Raw genomic sequence first — 17,487 nt, 5'->3', positions numbered from 1 at the left:
CGCACACAAAAAACCCCGCGCCAGAGCGCGGGGTTTTCCTTGCGAAACTGCCTGGACCGAGCGATCAGGCCGAGGCGAGCTCGACGCCCGATGCCTGGGCACCCTTGGGGCCCGTGGTGACTTCGAACTTCACGCGCTGGCCTTCCTGCAGGCTGCGAAAGCCCTTGGCGTTGATTGCAGAAAAGTGGACGAAAACGTCCTCCCCACCGTCCTCGGGCGCGATGAAACCGAAACCCTTGGCGTCGTTGAACCACTTGACCGTACCGAAACGCATTGCGGCAACCTCTGAAGCTTAAGGATGGATGCACCAAGGTCTCGCGCTGAACCCCTCAATCCCCTTGGTCCGCCGCCCCTGGCACCTCCGAAGTATCAGCATGTTTATGGGTCGAGCGCAATATCCTGAACAGGTTCCACGGCTAGGCCTTTTTCCGGGGTGCTAGCCGGCGAGCATCGCGCCGAGGATCTTCGGCACTTCGGCGGTCGCCGCCGCCAGGTGGGCGAAGATCTCCTCGATGCTGATCTCCTCCTCGTCGCCGCAGCCGGCGGCGAAATTGGCCACCAGCGCCAGGCAGGCGTATTCCAGCTCCAGCTCGCGGGCCAGCGCCGCCTCGGGCATGCCGGTCATGCCGACCAGGTCGCAGCCGTCGCGCTTCATGCGGGCGATCTCGGCGCGGGTCTCCAGCCGTGGGCCCTGGGTGGCGCCATAGCAGCCGCCGTCGATCGCCGGCACGCCAGCGCGTGCCGCCGCGGCGAGCAGGTCGCGCCGCAGCGACGCGGTGTAGGGCTCGCTGAAGTCGATGTGCTTCACCTCGGCCCCTTCCACGTCGCAGAAGCTGGTGAACCGGCCGTGGGTGTAGTCGATGATCTGGTCCGGCACCACGATCACCCGCGGCCCCATGTCGTCGCGGATGCCGCCGACGGCGTTGACGCCGACCACCCGGCGCGCGCCGAGCTGGTGCAGCGCCCACAGGTTGGCGCGGTAGTTCACCCGGTGCGGCGGCAGGCTGTGGCTCTCGCCATGGCGGGCGAGGAAGGCCAGTCGCTTGCCGGCAAAGTCGCCGGTGACCACGTCACCGGAGGCGGGACCGAACGGCGTATCGACCGACTGCCGCCGGGCATTTTCCAGGCCAGGGAAGTTGTACAGGCCACTGCCGCCGATGACGGCCAGATCGATGCTCACGATGTCGTTTCCGGTTCGATGGATCAGGAAGCGCGCTCAACCCGCGCGATGAAGTTCTGCAGATGGCGGGCCAGTGCCTCGCGCGTCCGCTCGTCGACCAGCTTGCCGTCGGCGATCTTGGTGTGTGCCTGGAACACCAGCACCTCGCCCTGCGGCTCGACGATGCCGCCGGCGCGACGCAGCACCAGCCGCAGCGCGTCCTGGGCGCGCACGGTGCCGGTGATGCCGGGGCTGGCCCCAATGATGCACACGCGCTTGCCGGCCAGCGGCGCCGCATCACGGGCCGTGCCCTTGCGCGACGCCCAGTCGATCGCGTTCTTCAGCACGCCGGTGATGCCGCCGTTGTACTCGGGCGAGGCCAGCAGCAACCCGTCGGCGGCGGCGATGGCGTCCTTCAGGGCGACCACCTCGGACGGATCGCCCTGGTCCTCCACGTCCTGGTCGAACAACGGCAGGCCGTGCAGATCGTGGATCGTCAGCGTGTGGCCGGCCGGCAGCAGCTCGGCCGCCGCTTGCAGCAAGGCGGTATTGAACGAGGCCCGGCGCAGGCTGCCGGAAATGCCGAGGAGCTTCATGGCGCATCCCTCCCGTGTGTGGTGGACCCGATCAGTCCTCGCGCAGGGCGTAGATGCCCGGCAGGTTGCGGCCCTGTTCGTAGTAGTCCATGCCGTAGCCGAACACATAGCGGTCCGGCAATTCGAAGCCGTTGAAATCCGAGGCGATGCCCTCGACCAGCCGGTCGTGCTTCTTGGTGCACAGGCTGGCGATCAGCACGCGGCGCGCGCCACGGCGCAGGCAGTCGTCGCGCACCGCCTTGAGCGTGTGGCCCTCGTCGAGGATGTCGTCGACCAGCAGCAGGGTGCGCCCTTCCATCGCCGCCTGCGGCTCGCGCAGCCAGCGCAGGTCGTGGCCGGTGGTGTCGCCGCGATAGCGGGTGGCGTGCACGTAGTCGAATTCCAGGTCGGTGCGGATCGCCAGCGCGAGGTGGCCGGCGAACATCAGCGCGCCGTTCATCACGGTGAGGAACAGCGCCCGCTCGCCCTCCAGCACCGCGTCGATCTCGCCGCCCATGCGGGCGACTGCGGCGTCGATGGCGGCACGGTCGACCAGCAGGTCGGACTTCTTCAGGGCATCGGCGAGCGGCGGCAGGGTCATGCGGGGGTTCCTTCGGCGTCCAGCGCCGTGATGCGCGCGATGAAGCGGTCGCGCTGCGGGTTGTCGGTGAGCGAGTCCCAGCTGGCGCCGATCGCGCCGCGCAGAGCCGCGAGGCGATGGGTGGGACCCGGCGCGCGGCCGGCCACGGCGGCGATAGCCTCGTCCACCACGTCGGGGAAGCAGGCCAGCACGAGGTCGCAGCCGGCATCGAGGTGCGCGTGCACGCGCGCAGCCACGCCGCCGGCGGCACCGGCCGCGGCCATCGAGATGTCGTCGCTGATCACCGCGCCGTCGAAGCCGAGCCGTCCACGCAGCATGTCGCCGATCCACATCGGCGAGAAACCGGCCGGACGCTCGTCGACGGCCGGATAGATCACGTGCGCCATCATCACCGCCTCGACGCGCGACTCCAGGCACTGCGCGAACGGCACCAGGTCAGCCAGCTCGATGGCGGCCAGCGGGCGCGGGTCGATTGCCTGTGCCTTGTGCGTGTCGGCAGCCACCGAACCGTGTCCCGGGAAATGCTTGAGCACGGCGGCCATCCCGGCCAGGTGCATGCCACGCACATAGGCCTGGCCCAGCTCGCTGGCCGCCGCCGGATCGGCATGGAAGGCGCGCAGGCCGATCGCTGCGTTGCCGCGGGCCAGATCCACCACCGGGGCGAAGCTGAAGTCCACGCCCATGGCGCGCAGTTCGCTGGCCATCACCCAGGCGTGCTCCTCGGCCAGCCGGATGGCGTCGACCGGATCGCGGTCGTACGCCGCTCCCACCTTCGCCAGCGCCGGCAGCCGGGTGAAGCCGTCGCGGAAGCGTTGTACCGGTCCGCCTTCCTGGTCGACCGCGATTAGCATGTCCTCGCCGCCGACCTCCCGGATCGACTCGACCAGCGCGCCCAGTTGCTCGCGCGAGGCGAAGTTGCGGGCGAACAGCAGCACGCCGGACACACCGGGCGCGACCAGCCAGTCGCGTTCGCGCGGCTCCAGGGCGAGCCCGGCCAGACCGATCATCAGCATGCGGGGGGTTCTCCGTCGAGGGCGTCGCGTTCGTCGGGCGTCCAGCGCACGTAAGGGTACGCAATGAGGTTGACGTTGTAGTAGCGCGCCAGCGTGCTGACCTCGCGACCGAGCCAGTCCGGCCGCGGGAACGGTGCATCCACGGCGGGCAGCTCGACCTCGGCCACGACCAGCCCGGCGTTGTCGCCCTCGAACTCGTCGATCTCGAACAGCACCCCGTCGACGGTCACGTAATGGCGCTGCTTGGCCAGCACGCCGTCGCACAGGGTGGCCAGCATGGCCTCGGCGTCGGCCACCGGCACCGGGTATTCGAACTCGGCGCGGGCGATGCCGAGCTGCGCCGACTTGATGTTGAGCCAGGCCCGGTCGCCGGCGATGCGCGCCCGCACCGACGACTTCGCCGTGCCATCACGCAAAGCTTGCGCACCGACCAGATAGCCCTGGGCCATGCGCTCGGTGCGATCAATGCCCGCGCGCCAGCCGTCGCCGGCGAGGAGGAATTTGCGTTCGATCTCCAGTCCCATGGCGGCCGGCCTCAGCGCTCGAACAGCGCGATGGATTCGACGTGCGCGGTGTGCGGGAACATGTCCATCACCCCCGCCGCGGCCAGCCGGAAGCCATGCTTCTCGACCAGGATGCCGGCGTCGCGGGCCAGCGAAGCCGGATGGCAGGACACGTAGACGATACGCTTCGTCGCCTTGTGCGGCAGGTACTCGAGCACCTTGTCCGCACCGGCGCGCGGCGGATCGAGCAGCAGCTTGTCCCACGGCTGGCGGGCCCACGCGGTGCCACGCTGGTCCTCGAACAGGTTGGCCACGTGGAAGCTGGCGTTGGCCAGCCCGTTGCGCCTGGCGTTCTCCGCGGCGCGCTCGACCAGCCCGTGCTCGCCCTCCACGCCGACCACTTCGGCGACCCGGCGGGCGATCGGCAGGGTGAAGTTGCCCAGTCCGCAGAACAGGTCCAGCACGCGGTCGGTCGGCTGGGGGTCGAGCAATTCCAGCGCCCGCGCCATCATTTTCGTGTTCATGCCGGCATTGACCTGCACGAAATCCAGCGGGCGGAACTCCAGCTCCACGTCCTGAACGCCCTCGCCCGCCGCGATGCGGAAGGCCAGCCGGTGATCGGCCGGCCACAGCGGGTGCACGCTGCTGACGCCGCCCGGCTGCAGGTAGATGGCGAAACCGTGCTGCTGGCCGAAGGCCACCAGGGCGGCGCAGTCGCGCTCGCTCAGCGGGTTCATGTGGCGGAACACCAGCGCCATGGTGTCGTCGCCGGCGGCGAACTCCACCTGCGGGATGTCGCGCGCGGCTTCCAGCGAACCGATCAGGTCGGCCAGTACGCCGATCTTCGGCCCCAGCGCCGGATGCACCACTTCGCAGTGACTGATGTCGGCGACGAAGCGCGGGTTGCTCTCCTCACGGAAGCCGACCAGCACGCGCTCCTTCTTCGCGACATAGCGCACCGACAGCCGGCCCTTGCGACGATAGCCCCAGGGGGCATCGGTCAGCGGTTCCAGCCAGCGTTTCGGCTCGACCTTGCCGATGCGCGCGAAGTTGTCGGCGAGCACCTGCTGCTTGGCATGGATCTGCGCCTCGGCGTCCATGTGCTGCAGCGAGCAGCCGCCGCAGGCGCCGAAATGGCGACACTTCGGTTCGACACGGTGCGGCGAGGGCGTGATCACCTCCACCACCTCGGCCTCGTCGAAATGCCGATGGCGCTTGCGGATGCGCAGGCTGACCTGCTCGTCGACCAGCGCGCCGCTGACGAAAGTGGTCTTGCCCTCGATGCGGGCGACGCCGCGGCCGTCGTGGCCCAGCGCGGTGATGGTGGCCAGGATCTCTTGCATGACGCTCCAAAAAGCAGCACGCCCGGGTCGTGGAAGACCCGGGCGCGTCGATCGGGTGGATGTTGGCGGCGCCGACGGCGCGCTTACTTGCGCTTCCAGGCGCCCGAAGCGTCCTGATAATACCAGCCGGCCGGCGCCCGCTCGATCCAGCCCTTGGCGAAGGTCGCCTGGATCTTCGACTGCCACTCGGGGTGCCCGTTGGCGTTCGCCACCTCGCGGTAAAGCGCGGCGCGGTCCCGGTTTTCCTCCGCCACGGTGGCATTGACCTGTGCACGCTGGCTCAGCGGCACCTTGGAGGCGTCGCGCACCGCGACCATGCCGTCGTGAGTAAAGCCCACCGCGCCGCTGGCGAACAGCGGGCCCAGGGTACTGTTGAAGCGCGCCTGCATGCGCTTGCGGATCGCGTCGGTCGTGGCGTTCTCGATGCGGATGTTCGGCACGTCGGCCGCATACGCTGCAGGCACCAGCAGGTCCAGCAGCATGGCTGACGGATGTGCCGCCGGCTTGACCGGGGGCGGCGTGGACGAGGCCGGCGCAGGCGCCGGGGCTGCCTTGTCCAGCACGGTGCCGATGAACTGGTCGGCGGCCTTCTGGGCGGCGGCCTCGGGAAAATACACGTTGATCGTGACGCACCCCACCAGGGCGACCATCATCGTGGCCAGCAATCCAATGAATATCTTCCGCATGATCAGCTCCGTGGATAGGTGAAGGGGTCAGCGAACTTCCGGACCTCCGCCGGCGACGGCCGCCTTGAGGCGACGGACCAGGGTGGGCCAATCGACGTCCGACTCGTGGCCGATGACTTCCAGATGCGGCAAACCGCTGCCCTCGACGATAGTGTAGCCGCCCGAGTTAGGCTCCAGTCCGCTCATGTGGCAGAGCGAGCCCTGCAACTGGCAATTGAGCCCGATCCGTTTGTAGCCGAAGGTCTTGAATAGCTTGAGCACGGCCCCCTGCAGTCCGGCCGCGATGCCACCGCCGCCGACCGAGGTCAGGTTGTTCACCGCACGCTGGCTGATCCGCCCCCCTTGGTCGGCGAGCAGTTGGGCGTCGAATGCCACCGGCTGCCAGTTCACCAGCCGCAACCCATTGACGTGGCCATCGAGGGGGCCGGTGATGCTGCCGAAATCGAACACGCTGGTGATCGCGCCGAGGTCGAGCTGACGCAGTGCGATGTCGCCAGCCAGTACCGGATTGTCCCCGAATGGTTGCTGCAGCGACAGCCCGGTAACGTCCACGAAACCACCGAAGACACTGACCGACAGACCACCATTCAAGGCAATCCGGTCGTCGCTGACCGACAGGCCGGTGATTGCGCCACCGAGCGTTCCGGGGAAGGCAGGCCACCCCACCGCCCGGCTGAAGGCAGACATGTCGAGGCCGGTGACAGCGAGTGATGCGTCCAGTTGTTGCCCTCTCGACGCTGCCGGCGCCCAGGCCAGCTGACTCAGGCGCACCTGGCCACCCAGCAGCCCCATGCTCACCGGCTTCTGCAGGGTGAGCGTGCCGTCGTCGCTCTGCCATCTCGACCGCGCCGGACCGTTGACCAGCTTGTAGACGCTGAGCGACTGCCAGCCGAGGTTGGTGGGCGGGCGGCTGCCGCTGCGGTTCCAGTCGAGCCCGCCTTTCAGGCTCTGCACCGCAAACCGGCCGTCGCCGTCGGCAAGGTCCAGGCCATCGGTGTCGAACTTGAATGCATGGAGGCCGTCCTGGCGCAGATCCAGCGTGGCATCCAGATCGCCACGAATGGTCATGTCGTGCAGCCCCATCGCCGCCAGCCATGCCTTGCCATAGCGGTCATAGGCGGCAGGGAACCCCAACTCGAGGCGGGAAAGGTTGAGTGATTGCAGGTCCCCTTTCGCGTCGAACGCCATGGCGCCGTTCAGTGCCAGCGCATCGGGGTCTCCCACGCGCAGGCGATCGATCGCCAGCTTCCCGGCATTGGTCACGGCATCCATCGACAGCTGCACCGCGTGTGCCGGGAGGTTGGCGTATACCGGACCAAGCAGGAGCTCGCCCCCACGCAGGGTGCTCTCCAGATTGATCTTCGCCGGCCCCTGGGTGGTATCCAGCGAAAAGCGACCGCTGCCCCCCACCCCCTGGGCTGCCAGCTTGCCGCTGGTCGAGTCCACACCCAGCGATGAAACGCTGAACTGGCCGGACGCCTGCAGCCCGGGATCGCGCAGGTCCAGCGCCATCAACGTGTCGATCCGCCCGCCGGTGGCCCTTCCCGCCCAGACCGTGCCCAGCAGCCCCTGCAGCCAGCCGAACGGCAGCTTCTTCAACTGGATCTGTGCGTGGGTCGGCTGGTCCAGCGGCACGGCGACCGTGGCCTGCGCCACGCCCTGTCGTACATCCAGCAACAGGGTATTGGCCGCCACGTCGACCTGCAGGTCCACCGTGGCATCGCTCATCGCGCTGCCGGGCGCACTCTTGAGTTGCAGGGCGCCGGCCAGCAACCAGCGATGCTCGGGATCGCGTTGCAGCACGCCATCGAGATGCAGGGGTACGCGACGCCAGCCCATCGCGGGCAGATCGAGCCGGTCGGCATCGATGCGGACCCGCAGTCCGCCACCCGCGGCCGGCACGATCTCTCCTTGCACCTGCTGGAGCGTCGCGCCGGGCAGTTGCAGGGTTGTCGCCGAAAACACCGCTCCGGCGCGGACCGGTCCGGCCAGCACGCCGAGCAGCACCAGCAGCATGACCCTGTAAATGCGGCTTGATAGGAATTCCATGTCCCGCCATTCTGCCAAACTCTGCTGAACGACAAGGACCCGGTCATGACGCACCCTGCCCCAGCTGCTGCAGCCCCCCTCCCGGACCGGGTGCCGCCGAGCGTGCTGGTCGCCGACGACGACGAGGCCAGCCTCCGCTTCCTGCATGACGCGCTCGAGGCACTTGGAGCCCGCGTAACCGGATGCAGCGACGGGCCGCAGGCGCTGCAAGCCGCGTCGTCCCGGCCGTTCGACCTGCTGCTGCTGGATTGCAGGATGCCGAACTCGGGCGCCCGCGAGGTGCTGTCCGCCCTGCGGGCGGACGCAGCCGCGGCCTCCCGTGACGCCGTCGCCATAGCGACCACCGCGGAACTGGCACCACCGCTTCGCGCCGAGCTGCTGGCCGAGGGCTTCGGCGAGATCCTGGTCAAACCCTGCGTCATCGACGATCTGAGGCGGATCATGGGTCTCGCCCCCGCCTACATGCGCCAGTTGCCCGTTCTCGACGATGCTGCGGCGCTTCTGGCCAGCGGCGACTCGGCCACCATGGCGGCATTGCGACAACTGCTTCAGCAGGAACTGCTGGCCTTGTGCAACGAGTTCGATCGGTTGCGCGTGGATCCGGAGGCACTGCGCGACAGACTGCACCGCCTGCGCTCGTCATGCGGCTTTTGCGGGACCGCGGCACTGTCCGCCCACGTGGTGACACTGCAGCAATCGATGACCGACCGGCCGACGATGGTCGAGACAGACATGGCCCGGTTCCGCCTCGCATTGCTCCAGACCCTGCAGGCGCTGGACTGCCAGTTGCCCGCACCGGTCTGAGCGGCCTCAGCGAGCGGGCACGCTTCCGGCCAGAACATGCCAGGAGCGCAATTCGCCTCCTCCGAGGTGAAACCGTATGACCTCGCGCATCATGCCGCGCAGGGCCTGCTGCCCGGCTGCATCGGGCGGCACCTCTCCGGCCAGTGCCGCCAGCCAGGCACCGAGCAAGGCACCACCGGCCGTGGGTTGGCAACGCTGGGGGCCATGTTCGACGCGATACCGATAGGTCTGCTCCGGCTCCAGCGGCAGACCGGTCTCCGCCTCATGCCCGAGCACCAGTGCATAGCCGAGCGCGGCCAGCAGGTCGCGTTCGAACCGGCGCAAGGTCCACGCCGCCGGCTCGCCAGCGGCCAACCGCGACAGCGCCAGGGCGTAGGTATCGAACACGCCCGCGTGAGGGTCCTGGCGACCGGTCAGGCGAACCAGCAGCTCATTGAGATAGAGGCCGGCAATCCCGGCATCGGCTGCCAGCCGCTGCGACGCGCCTACCGGCTCGGCCGACCGCAGCGTGGCGAGCTCGCCGCGCAGCAGCAGGTCCATCGCCAGCAACTGGAACGGCTCCAGCGAGGCCCGCAGCGCGCGGCCACGCTCGCTGCGCACGCCACGTGCGATCACGCCGATCCGGCCATGGTCGCGGGTCAGGCATTCAAGCAGCAGCGAAGTCTCCCGGTAAGGCCGGGCATGCAGCACGAAGGCCCGCTGCTGGTCGATCCGCACGATCGCCTCAGTCGGTGTAGCCGAGGCGCTTGAGCATGCCCTCGTCGTCCACCCAGCCCTCGCGGACCTTGACCCAAAGCTTGAGGAATACCTTGCGCTCGAACATCTTCTCCATGTGCCGACGCGCGGCACTGCCGATCGCCTTGAGCTGGGCGCCGCCCTGCCCGATCACGATCGCCTTCTGGCCCTCGCGCTCGACCCAGATGACCGCGTGGATCTCCGCCACGCCGTCGGGCCGATCGTCAAACCGCTCGATCTCCACCGTGGTGGCATAGGGAAGCTCCTGGTCCAGCCGCAGCATCAGCTGCTCGCGAACCATCTCGGCGGCCAGGAAGCGTTCGCTGCGGTCGGTGACCTCGTCTTCGCCGTAGACCGGCGGCTGCACCGGCAGGCGTGCGAGCAATGCGCGCTCGAGCTCGGGCAGCCCCTTGCGCTTGAGCGCACTGACGTAGTGGATCTCGTCGAAAGCATGCGTTTCGGCGAGTTTGGCCACGAACGGCAGCAGCACGCCCTTGTCCTTGCTGAGGTCGACCTTGTTGATCACCAGCAGGCGCGGCACGGCCTGCTCGACGAGCGCGGCGTAGACCGCTTCGTCCTCGTCGGTCCACCGCGCCGCCTCGATCACCTGCACCGCGACGTCGACGTCGCTGATGGCCGAGCGCGCGGCACGGTTGAGACTGCGATTCATCGCTCGCTTGGCGCCCCGATGCAGGCCCGGGGTATCGACGTAGAGGATCTGCCCCGCTTCGGTGGTATTGATGCCGAGGATGCGATGGCGCGTGGTCTGCGGACGCGGACTGACAATGGACAGGCGAAAGCCGATCAGCGCGTTGAGCAAGGTGGACTTGCCCACGTTGGGGCGGCCGGCGAGGGCCACCAGGCCGCAACGGTAGTCCTCGTGCGGAAGCTCGCGGGGAGCCTGGTCGAAATCGGGCAGGTCGATGGGGGTGTTCATGGTCTTCGTTCTTTCGGGGAATGGCGCCAGCATCGCGCCGCGGAGGCCTCGGCGCCAGCGGGAGATCAGTCTTTCGACGCTTCCAGCAGGCGGGACAGCACCGACTCGGCAGCCTCCTGCTCGGCGGCACGGCGGCTCGAACCGGTAGCGGCGGCTTCCACCACCAGCGGTTCGCTGACCAGGCAGAGCACGTCGAATTGCTTGGCATGGTCGTCGCCATGGCTGGCGAGCAGCTCGTAACGCGGCAGCGGCAAACCAAGCGCCTGCAGATGCTCCTGCAGCCGGGTCTTGGCATCCTTGGACGAACGTGGCAACGCTGCGACACGATCGGAGAACAGTCGTTGCACGACCGCGCGGCAAGCATCGAACCCGCCGTCCAGGTACACCGCCGCGATCAGTGCCTCAAATGCGTCGGCAAGGATCGACTCGCGACGGAAGCCACCGCTCTTCAACTCGCCGGGACCAAGCCGAAGCCGATCACCCAGCTCGAGCTCCCGCGCGATCACCGCCAATGCCTGGCCGTTCACGAGCTGCGCGCGAAGGCGGGAAAGCTCGCCCTCGCTGGCATTGGGATGCGCCTCGTAGAGCATCTCAGCGACGATGGCCCCAAGAAAGGCATCGCCGAGGAATTCAAGCCTCTCGTTGTTCGGCCTGCCGACGCTGCGATGGGTCAGCGCCAGGTCGACCAGCGACGGATCGCGGAAACGATAATCAAGCGCCAAGAATCACTCGCCCAGGGTGCCGGGAAGCTGCACGCTGTTGTTGAAATGCAGCAGGAAGTCGATGTTGGCGATGAAGGGGATCTGCTTGTCGTAGCTGACGGTCAGCGTGTAGGCGCCGTTGTTGCGCGTGACATTTATGTCGTTTGGACCAACGGTGGCGTCGTCGACGTACTGAAAGTCCAGCTTGCGAAGCAGGTCCTGCCGTACCGCCTCGACCGAATGATCGCCGCCATCGGTTGCGATCTGGGACATCGCCTTCTTGACGCCCATGAACTCGATATACGACGGCACCAGCTTCATCGCCATGTAGCCGAAAAAGGCGGCAATGATCAGGATGAACAGGAACCCGATCATCGTGATGCCCGACTGCTTTGATTTCATAGTCCCCTCGCTATGCCGCAAAGCGGCGACCCTCGGTGATGTGGATGGTGTCCAGCCGCCCGTCGGCACGCGCTCGACCGCGCCGCAGATTCTGCACCCGGGAGCGACGATCGTCACGCGCAGTCCGTCCCGGATTCAGTGGATCAAGGTGCCGATGCGCTTCCAGTCCACAAACCCGGTGTGCAGGCCGCGCCAGCTGAACCAGATCAGGAACGCCTTGCCGGCAAGGTTTTTCTCCGGCAGGCAGCCCCACCAGCGGCTGTCCAGGCTGTTCTCGCGATCGTCACCCATCACCAGGTAGCACCCCTGCGGCACCTTCGACGGCACCAGCTCGTTGGGGATGGCGTTGGTGGACATGCGCGCCGGCATTCGTGCCACCAAATGGTTGACCGTCTTGCCATCGGCCCCCGGCAGGTGCTCGGTCCAGATCGAGGCGCCGTAATAGAGCAGCTCGGCGTCTTCCGCGCGCTGCGGATTGCCCACGTAGGGACCGAGCTCGTCCGACGGTACCGCCTTGCCATTGATCACGATCTGGCTGTCCCGCACCTCGATCGTGTCGCCGGGAAGGCCGATCACCCGCTTGATCCAGTTCTGGCTCTGCACGGGTAGCGCATCGGCCGGACAGCGGTCACCGGGCCCCAGGCGCGGCGGACCGTTCTCGTCACCGCCGACCCGGGTCAGCTTGCCCGAGGCATCGCGGCACAGGTAGCCGGGAAACCGGAACACGACCACGTCGCCGCGCTTGGGCTCGCCGAGGTCGAGGAACTTGGTGTTGAACGCCGGCAGTCGCAGACCGTAGGCGAACTTGTTGACCAGGATGAAATCGCCGACGTCAAGCGTAGGCATCATCGAGCCGGATGGGATGCGGAACGGCTCGGCGACGAACGAGCGCAACAGCAGCACCACGAACACCACCGGAAACAGCGAACGGGCCCAATCCACCGGCACCGGATCGCGGTACTCCGCGCCGGCCGCGTCCAGCCGCGCCTTGCGACGTCGGTACAGCAGCAGGCGATCCAGCCCCCACACCACGCCGAACAGCACGGTCAGCCCGAGCAGGATGGCGGAAAAATCGAAATCCATGTGTCGCTCCGTCAGCGGAAAACGCTCGACCCACTCCGGCGAACATGCCGGCGGGCCACCACCCCCGATCCTTACTTGTCGACCTTCAGCACCGCCAGGAAGGCCTCCTGCGGGATCTCCACCCGGCCGACCTGCTTCATGCGCTTCTTGCCTTCCTTCTGCTTCTCCAGCAGCTTCTTCTTGCGGCTCACGTCGCCGCCGTAGCACTTGGCCAGCACGTTCTTGCGCAGCGCCTTGACGGTGGATCGCGCAATGATCTGCGCGCCGATCGCCGCCTGGATCGCCACGTCGAACTGCTGCCGCGGAATCAGGTCCTTCATGCGCTCGACCAGCTCGCGGCCACGCCGCTCGGCGTGCACCCGGTGCACGATCAGGCTGAGCGCATCGACGCGATCGCCATTGATTAGCACGTCGGTGCGCACGAAAGGGCCGGCCTCGAAGCGGTCGAAGTGGTAGTCCATCGAGGCGTAGCCGCGCGAGACCGACTTGAGGCGGTCGAAGAAATCCAGCACCACCTCGGCCAGCGGGATCTCGTAGGTGATCTGCACCTGGGTGGCCAGGTACTGGATCGAACGCTGCACGCCGCGCTTCTCCTCGCACAGCGTGATGATGTTGCCGATATAGTCCTGCGGCGTGAGGATGCTGGCCACCACAATCGGCTCGCGGATCTCGTCGATCTGCGGCACCGGCGGCAGCTTCGCAGGGTTGTCGAGCGACATCACCGTGCCATCGGTCTTGAGGACCTCATAGACCACGGTGGGCGCGGTGGTGATCAGGTCCAGGTCGTACTCGCGCTCCAGCCGTTCCTGCACGATCTCCATGTGCAGCATGCCGAGGAAGCCGCAGCGGAAGCCGAAGCCCATCGCCTCGGAGGATTCCGGCTCGAAGAACAGCGCGGCATCGTTCAGGCGCAGCTTGTCCAGCGCCTCGCGCAGCGCCGGGTAGTCGTCGGCCGAGACCGGGAACAGGCCGGCGAACACGCGCGGCTGCATGGTCTGGAAGCCAGGCAGCGGCCTGTCGGCGGGCTTGCCGGCCAGGGTCAGCGTGTCGCCGACCGGTGCGCCATGCACGTCCTTGATCGACGCGGTGATCCAGCCCACCTCGCCCGCGCCCAGCTTCGCCAGCTTCTTCCGCTTGGGGGTGAACACGCCCAGCTCGCCGACCTCGTGGGTGCGGCCGGTGGACATCACCAGCAGCTTGTCGCCGGGCTTGATCTCGCCCTGCATCACGCGCACCAGCGAGACCACGCCCAGGTAGTTGTCGAACCAGGAGTCGATGATCAGCGCCTGCAGGCGGTCGGTGTCGCGCGGCTTCGGCGGCGGGATCCGGTGGATGATCGCCTCCAGCACCTCGATCACGTTCTGGCCGGTCTTGGCGCTGACCGGGATCGCGTCCGAGGCGTCCAGTCCGATCACCGCCTCGATCTCGCCCTTGGCTTTCTCGATGTCGGCGGTGGGCAGGTCGATCTTGTTTAGGACCGGGATCACCTCCAGTCCCTGCTCGATCGCGGTATAGCAGTTGGCCACCGACTGCGCCTCGACGCCCTGGGCGGCGTCCACCACCAGCAATGCGCCCTCGCAGGCGGACAGCGACCGGCTGACCTCGTAGCTGAAGTCGACGTGGCCGGGGGTGTCGATGAAGTTGAGCTGGTAGGTCTTGCCGTCACGTGCCGTGTATGGCAACGAGACCGACTGCGCCTTGATGGTGATGCCGCGCTCGCGCTCGATCGGGTTATTGTCGAGTACCTGGGCCTCCATTTCGCGCTCGGTAAGGCCACCGCAGAGCTGGATGATGCGATCGGCCAGCGTGGACTTGCCGTGGTCGATGTGCGCGATGATGGAGAAATTGCGGATCAGTTCCATGGGCTACGCTGTCGGCTTGCACCGCGACGGGGAAGGCCGTGGCGGCGTGCCGCCGGGCTGGCGGCACGAACCCGGCATTATCGCATGGAACACCCCTTTCCCACCGCCCCGGGGCCGATTCGACCCCGGAGCTTTTCCCGGTTACTTGCCCTCGGGCACGGTCACGCCGATGAAGCTGCTCTGGTCGCCACGGCGCACCAGCAGCAGCACCGTGCTGCCGGCCTTGACGTCCTTCGTCGCGGACTTGAAGTCCGCCACGCTGCCGATCGCTTTCTGGTCGACGCGCAGGATCACGTCGCCCGGACGCAGTCCCGCCTGTGCGGCCGCCTCGCCGCTGATGTCGGTGATCTGCACGCCCTCGCCCGGGCGCAGGCCCATCTGCTTGCGGTCATCGGCGCCCAGCGCACCCACGGTCAGCCCCAGCGCCTTGGCCCCGGTCATGCCGACCGATGCGCTGCCGGTCGAGGACACCGCATCCGGATCACGCGGGGCCGAGCCGACCGTCACTTCCAGCGTCTTGTGCCTGCCGTCGCGCAGGATCTCGACCGGAACCTTCGCGCCCGGTTTGGTCAGGCCGACCAGCGGTGGCAAATCGCCGGGCTGGTCGATCTCCTGTCCGTTGTACTTGAGGATGATGTCGCCGGGTTCGATACCGGCCTTTTCCGCCCCGCTATCGGGGCTGACCTGAGTGACCGCAGCGCCCGCGCCGCGGTCGAGCTTGTAGACCTTGACCATGTCGTCGCTGATGCCCTGCACCATCACGCCGAGCTGGCCCCGGGTGACGAAACCCTTGGTCTTGAGCTGCTCTACCGCGTTCATCGCCACGTCAATCGGGATCGAGAACGCCACGCCCTGGTAGCCGCCGGTGTTGGAGTAGATCTGCGAGTTGATACCGACCACTTGGCCCTGCAGGTTGAACAGCGGACCGCCGGAGTTGCCGCGGTTGATCGGCACGTCGGTCTGGATGAACGAGGTATATGGCTGGTCGCCGCTGCCCAGGTTGCGCCCGATCGCGCTGACAATGCCCTGGGTCACGGTGTAGTCGAAGCCGAACGGCGAGCCGATCGCCAGCACCCACTGGCCCGGCTTGAGCGACTGCGACTCGCCGATATGCACGGTCGGCAACTTGCCCGGCACGTCCACCTTGAGCAACGCGATGTCGTATTGCGGATCGGTCCCCACCACCTTGGCCGTCAACGTGCGTCGATCCTGCAGGCGGACCGTGACCTCATCGGCATGATCGACCACGTGGTTGTTGGTCAGAATGTAGCCGTCACTGGAAATGATGAATCCCGAGCCCAGCGAGATGTGCTTCTGATCTTCGGGCGACGGCATCATGGGCATCCCGAAGAAGCGGCGAAGGATTTCCTCCTGATCGTCGCCTCCGGCCCCTTTGCCGGCGATTCGCGGCTGGCTGCGACCGTTGTACTTGGCCTCGACGTGAACCACCGCCGGGGCGTTCTGCTGGACGATACCGGTGAAATCAGGCAATACGGCAGCAGCCGCCGCAGGGGCGGCCACCTGGGCCTGCACGCCACCGGCGGCGGCCAGACCGATAAAGACACTGAAAGCAAGCAGGCGCAGGGTGGGACGACTCATGATCTCCTCCTGTGGGACTAAATCAGGCAAACGGCGGCAGACGATGCGTCACAGACGCATCGGACCGAAGGTCGGGAAAGGGAATACGCGCCGCGGCTCAGCCGCGCGGCCCTTCGTCACTGGGCCGCAGCGGCCTCGCGCGCGGGGCGCCGGGCCGGCTGACGGGCCATACCGGGATCGACCAGCAGCAGATAACTGCCATCGGCAGCCGGGAGCGTGGCCTTTACACGGTAAGGAGAGATGGATTGCTCATAGGGAGAAATCGAGTCGCCTTGCGGGTAGGACGCCATCTGCGTCATGCGCATCGGATTGCTGTTGCTGAGCCAGCGTGGCACGGCCGCGGGCGCGGGCAACGCCGATGGCGCGCGACTCGTCGTCTGCCCCGGCGCGCTCGACTGGGCGACGGAGGCCGGGCCTGGGACATTGCTGGCGACTGGACCGGTCGGACGGGCGGCCATCAGCGCGACCACCGCCACACCCGCGGCGATGGCGCCACCCGCAGACAGCCGGAACCAGTGATGACGCCGCGCACGAGGCATGGCGACCGGGGCCGAATCGCTTTCGATCGCACGCATCACCCGGTCGGTGAACGAGGCCGTGGCCAACGTAAGCAGCTCTCGGCGCAGGCTGGCCGAAGCCAGGTGGAACCGCTCCCAGCGCACCAGCAGGGCCCGATCATGGTCGAGCCCACGAAGCAGGAACCGAAGCTCCTCGCCAGTCAGCTCGCCGTCCATGCCGGCAGAAAGTTGTTCGGGTTGATGATTCATGCCTGATCCTCGCGATCGGACAACAGCGGACGCAACTTGTCATCGATAGACTCCCGCGCACGGAAAATGCGGGAACGCACAGTGCCGATAGGACACTGCATTGCCTCGGCGATCTCTTCGTAGCTCAGACCATCCACCTCTCTCAGCGTGATTGCAGTCCGCAGCTCTTCGGGCAGGGCTTGGACCGCGGCGAACACGGTTTGTTCCACCTGCTGACGCATCATTTCGCGCTCGGGCGTCGCGGTCTCCTGCATGCGGTCGGAGCCCGGCACGAAGACGGCGTCTTCCGCGTCGATGTCATCGGCCGGCGGGCGCCGCCCCTGCGCGACCAAGTGATTCTTGGCCGTGTTGACCGCGATCTTGTACATCCACGTGTAGAAGGCACTGTCCCCACGGAACGAACCGATCGCCCGCCAGGCGCGGACAAACGCGTCCTGGGCGATATCCTCGGCCTCGGCGTGATTGTTCGCGTAGCGGGAAACAAGCCCGATGATCTTGTGCTGGTACCTCCGCACCAGCAGGTCGAACGCCCGCTTGTCCCCTTTCTGGACGCGTTCGACCAGCGCCCGGTCCAGCTCGTTTTCGCCCATCCGGGCCGTCTCCTTGATTACTGTCGCCACGAATACCGGATTCTCGACGGGAGGATGGAGGCCGGTCAGACAAGTCGC

19 protein-coding genes are annotated in these 17,487 nt (G+C 67.2%); 1 reads left to right on the top strand and 18 read right to left on the bottom strand.

All coding sequences use genetic code 11. The features are described 5' to 3' along the window. Nucleotides 1-64 precede the first annotated feature (64 nt). The 9 genes from NC595_RS13215 to NC595_RS13175 all read right to left on the bottom strand — a co-directional run bounded on the left by NC595_RS13215 (nucleotide 65) and on the right by NC595_RS13175 (nucleotide 7,929). Nucleotides 65-274, bottom strand: a complete 210-nt coding sequence (locus NC595_RS13215) for a cold-shock protein (RefSeq protein WP_253567168.1) — start codon at nucleotides 272-274, stop codon at nucleotides 65-67. A 162-nt stretch (nucleotides 275-436) separates the two neighbouring features. Further along, nucleotides 437-1,180: an S-methyl-5'-thioinosine phosphorylase gene (locus NC595_RS13210; protein ID WP_253567167.1), complete on the bottom strand. Its 744-nt coding sequence runs from the start codon at nucleotides 1,178-1,180 to the stop codon at nucleotides 437-439. Nucleotides 1,181-1,203: 23 nt separating this feature from the next. Further along, entirely contained in the window at nucleotides 1,204-1,755 is a 552-nt protein-coding gene (locus tag NC595_RS13205) for an NADPH-dependent FMN reductase (protein WP_253567165.1), read from the bottom strand. 31 nt (nucleotides 1,756-1,786) lie between these two features. Continuing rightward, nucleotides 1,787-2,335, bottom strand: a complete 549-nt coding sequence (locus NC595_RS13200; protein WP_253567164.1) for a hypoxanthine-guanine phosphoribosyltransferase — start codon at nucleotides 2,333-2,335, stop codon at nucleotides 1,787-1,789. Further along, a complete protein-coding gene (gene nagZ, locus NC595_RS13195) occupies nucleotides 2,332-3,348 on the bottom strand; it encodes a beta-N-acetylhexosaminidase (RefSeq protein ID WP_253567162.1) in 1,017 nt (338 codons plus the stop codon). The genes NC595_RS13200 and nagZ overlap by 4 nt, the downstream gene beginning before the upstream one ends. Continuing rightward, on the bottom strand, nucleotides 3,342-3,872 hold the full coding sequence (locus tag NC595_RS13190) for a CYTH domain-containing protein (protein ID WP_253567160.1): 531 nt from the start codon (nucleotides 3,870-3,872) through the stop codon (nucleotides 3,342-3,344). The genes nagZ and NC595_RS13190 overlap by 7 nt, the downstream gene beginning before the upstream one ends. Before the next feature lie 11 nt (nucleotides 3,873-3,883). Continuing rightward, nucleotides 3,884-5,194 carry a 23S rRNA (uracil(1939)-C(5))-methyltransferase RlmD gene (gene rlmD / locus NC595_RS13185; RefSeq protein WP_253567158.1) on the bottom strand — a complete coding sequence of 437 codons (1,311 nt, stop codon included), beginning with the start codon at nucleotides 5,192-5,194 and terminating at the stop codon, nucleotides 3,884-3,886. An 83-nt stretch (nucleotides 5,195-5,277) separates the two neighbouring features. Further along, nucleotides 5,278-5,880: a YdbL family probable chaperone protein gene (locus NC595_RS13180; protein WP_253567156.1), complete on the bottom strand. Its 603-nt coding sequence runs from the start codon at nucleotides 5,878-5,880 to the stop codon at nucleotides 5,278-5,280. 27 nt (nucleotides 5,881-5,907) lie between these two features. Continuing rightward, a complete protein-coding gene (locus NC595_RS13175; RefSeq protein ID WP_425493139.1) occupies nucleotides 5,908-7,929 on the bottom strand; it encodes an AsmA family protein in 2,022 nt (673 codons plus the stop codon). Between the two features lie 45 nt (nucleotides 7,930-7,974). Here NC595_RS13175 and NC595_RS13170 point away from each other — a divergent pair, with 45 nt between their 5' ends. Further along, on the top strand, nucleotides 7,975-8,733 hold the full coding sequence (locus NC595_RS13170) for a response regulator (RefSeq protein WP_253567154.1): 759 nt from the start codon (nucleotides 7,975-7,977) through the stop codon (nucleotides 8,731-8,733). 6 nt (nucleotides 8,734-8,739) lie between these two features. On the opposite strand, the gene recO is transcribed toward NC595_RS13170, so the two are convergent. From recO to rpoE, 9 genes are all read right to left on the bottom strand, one after another. Beyond that, nucleotides 8,740-9,450 (bottom strand): DNA repair protein RecO, encoded by a 711-nt coding sequence (gene recO, locus NC595_RS13165; RefSeq protein WP_253567152.1) that lies wholly within the window; start codon nucleotides 9,448-9,450, stop codon nucleotides 8,740-8,742. A 7-nt stretch (nucleotides 9,451-9,457) separates the two neighbouring features. Then, on the bottom strand, nucleotides 9,458-10,405 hold the full coding sequence (gene era, locus NC595_RS13160; protein ID WP_253567150.1) for a GTPase Era: 948 nt from the start codon (nucleotides 10,403-10,405) through the stop codon (nucleotides 9,458-9,460). A 65-nt stretch (nucleotides 10,406-10,470) separates the two neighbouring features. Then, a complete protein-coding gene (gene rnc, locus NC595_RS13155; protein ID WP_253567148.1) occupies nucleotides 10,471-11,127 on the bottom strand; it encodes a ribonuclease III in 657 nt (218 codons plus the stop codon). Between the two features lie 3 nt (nucleotides 11,128-11,130). Next, nucleotides 11,131-11,625: a DUF4845 domain-containing protein gene (locus NC595_RS20480; protein ID WP_253567146.1), complete on the bottom strand. Its 495-nt coding sequence runs from the start codon at nucleotides 11,623-11,625 to the stop codon at nucleotides 11,131-11,133. Between the two features lie 18 nt (nucleotides 11,626-11,643). Further along, nucleotides 11,644-12,591: a signal peptidase I gene (gene lepB, locus NC595_RS13145; protein WP_017461133.1), complete on the bottom strand. Its 948-nt coding sequence runs from the start codon at nucleotides 12,589-12,591 to the stop codon at nucleotides 11,644-11,646. 71 nt (nucleotides 12,592-12,662) lie between these two features. Beyond that, on the bottom strand, nucleotides 12,663-14,453 hold the full coding sequence (lepA, locus tag NC595_RS13140; RefSeq protein ID WP_253567144.1) for a translation elongation factor 4: 1,791 nt from the start codon (nucleotides 14,451-14,453) through the stop codon (nucleotides 12,663-12,665). A gap of 141 nt (nucleotides 14,454-14,594) precedes the next feature. Continuing rightward, the gene (locus NC595_RS13135; protein ID WP_253567143.1) at nucleotides 14,595-16,052 is read right to left on the bottom strand and encodes a DegQ family serine endoprotease; all 1,458 of its coding nucleotides are present in this window, start codon (nucleotides 16,050-16,052) and stop codon (nucleotides 14,595-14,597) included. 116 nt (nucleotides 16,053-16,168) lie between these two features. Next, nucleotides 16,169-16,819, bottom strand: a complete 651-nt coding sequence (locus NC595_RS13130) for a sigma-E factor negative regulatory protein (RefSeq protein ID WP_253567141.1) — start codon at nucleotides 16,817-16,819, stop codon at nucleotides 16,169-16,171. Continuing rightward, on the bottom strand, nucleotides 16,816-17,409 hold the full coding sequence (gene rpoE, locus NC595_RS13125; protein ID WP_253567139.1) for an RNA polymerase sigma factor RpoE: 594 nt from the start codon (nucleotides 17,407-17,409) through the stop codon (nucleotides 16,816-16,818). The genes NC595_RS13130 and rpoE overlap by 4 nt, the downstream gene beginning before the upstream one ends. Nucleotides 17,410-17,487 lie beyond the last annotated feature (78 nt).

It is taken from the genome of Dyella lutea (assembly GCF_024158035.1).
Lineage (GTDB): Bacteria > Pseudomonadota > Gammaproteobacteria > Xanthomonadales > Rhodanobacteraceae > Dyella_A > Dyella_A lutea.
This window is presented reverse-complemented; position numbering and strand designations above follow the sequence as displayed.

Excerpts from the sequence above, each read along its gene's own strand:
- lepA (WP_253567144.1), bottom strand. The coding sequence starts at position 14,453 with ATGGAACTGATCCGCAATTTCTCCATCATCGCGCACATCGACCACGGC.
- NC595_RS13180 (WP_253567156.1), bottom strand. The coding sequence starts at position 5,880 with ATGCGGAAGATATTCATTGGATTGCTGGCCACGATGATGGTCGCCCTG.
- NC595_RS13215 (WP_253567168.1), bottom strand. The coding sequence starts at position 274 with ATGCGTTTCGGTACGGTCAAGTGGTTCAACGACGCCAAGGGTTTCGGT.
- NC595_RS13205 (WP_253567165.1), bottom strand. The coding sequence starts at position 1,755 with ATGAAGCTCCTCGGCATTTCCGGCAGCCTGCGCCGGGCCTCGTTCAAT.
- lepB (WP_017461133.1), bottom strand. The coding sequence starts at position 12,591 with ATGGATTTCGATTTTTCCGCCATCCTGCTCGGGCTGACCGTGCTGTTC.
- NC595_RS13130 (WP_253567141.1), bottom strand. The coding sequence starts at position 16,819 with ATGAATCATCAACCCGAACAACTTTCTGCCGGCATGGACGGCGAGCTG.
- NC595_RS13175 (WP_425493139.1), bottom strand. The coding sequence starts at position 7,929 with ATGGAATTCCTATCAAGCCGCATTTACAGGGTCATGCTGCTGGTGCTG.
- NC595_RS13135 (WP_253567143.1), bottom strand. The coding sequence starts at position 16,052 with ATGAGTCGTCCCACCCTGCGCCTGCTTGCTTTCAGTGTCTTTATCGGT.
- NC595_RS13200 (WP_253567164.1), bottom strand. The coding sequence starts at position 2,335 with ATGACCCTGCCGCCGCTCGCCGATGCCCTGAAGAAGTCCGACCTGCTG.
- NC595_RS13190 (WP_253567160.1), bottom strand. The coding sequence starts at position 3,872 with ATGGGACTGGAGATCGAACGCAAATTCCTCCTCGCCGGCGACGGCTGG.
- rlmD (WP_253567158.1), bottom strand. The coding sequence starts at position 5,194 with ATGCAAGAGATCCTGGCCACCATCACCGCGCTGGGCCACGACGGCCGC.
- nagZ (WP_253567162.1), bottom strand. The coding sequence starts at position 3,348 with ATGCTGATGATCGGTCTGGCCGGGCTCGCCCTGGAGCCGCGCGAACGC.
- era (WP_253567150.1), bottom strand. The coding sequence starts at position 10,405 with ATGAACACCCCCATCGACCTGCCCGATTTCGACCAGGCTCCCCGCGAG.
- rpoE (WP_253567139.1), bottom strand. The coding sequence starts at position 17,409 with ATGGGCGAAAACGAGCTGGACCGGGCGCTGGTCGAACGCGTCCAGAAA.
- NC595_RS13170 (WP_253567154.1), top strand. The coding sequence starts at position 7,975 with ATGACGCACCCTGCCCCAGCTGCTGCAGCCCCCCTCCCGGACCGGGTG.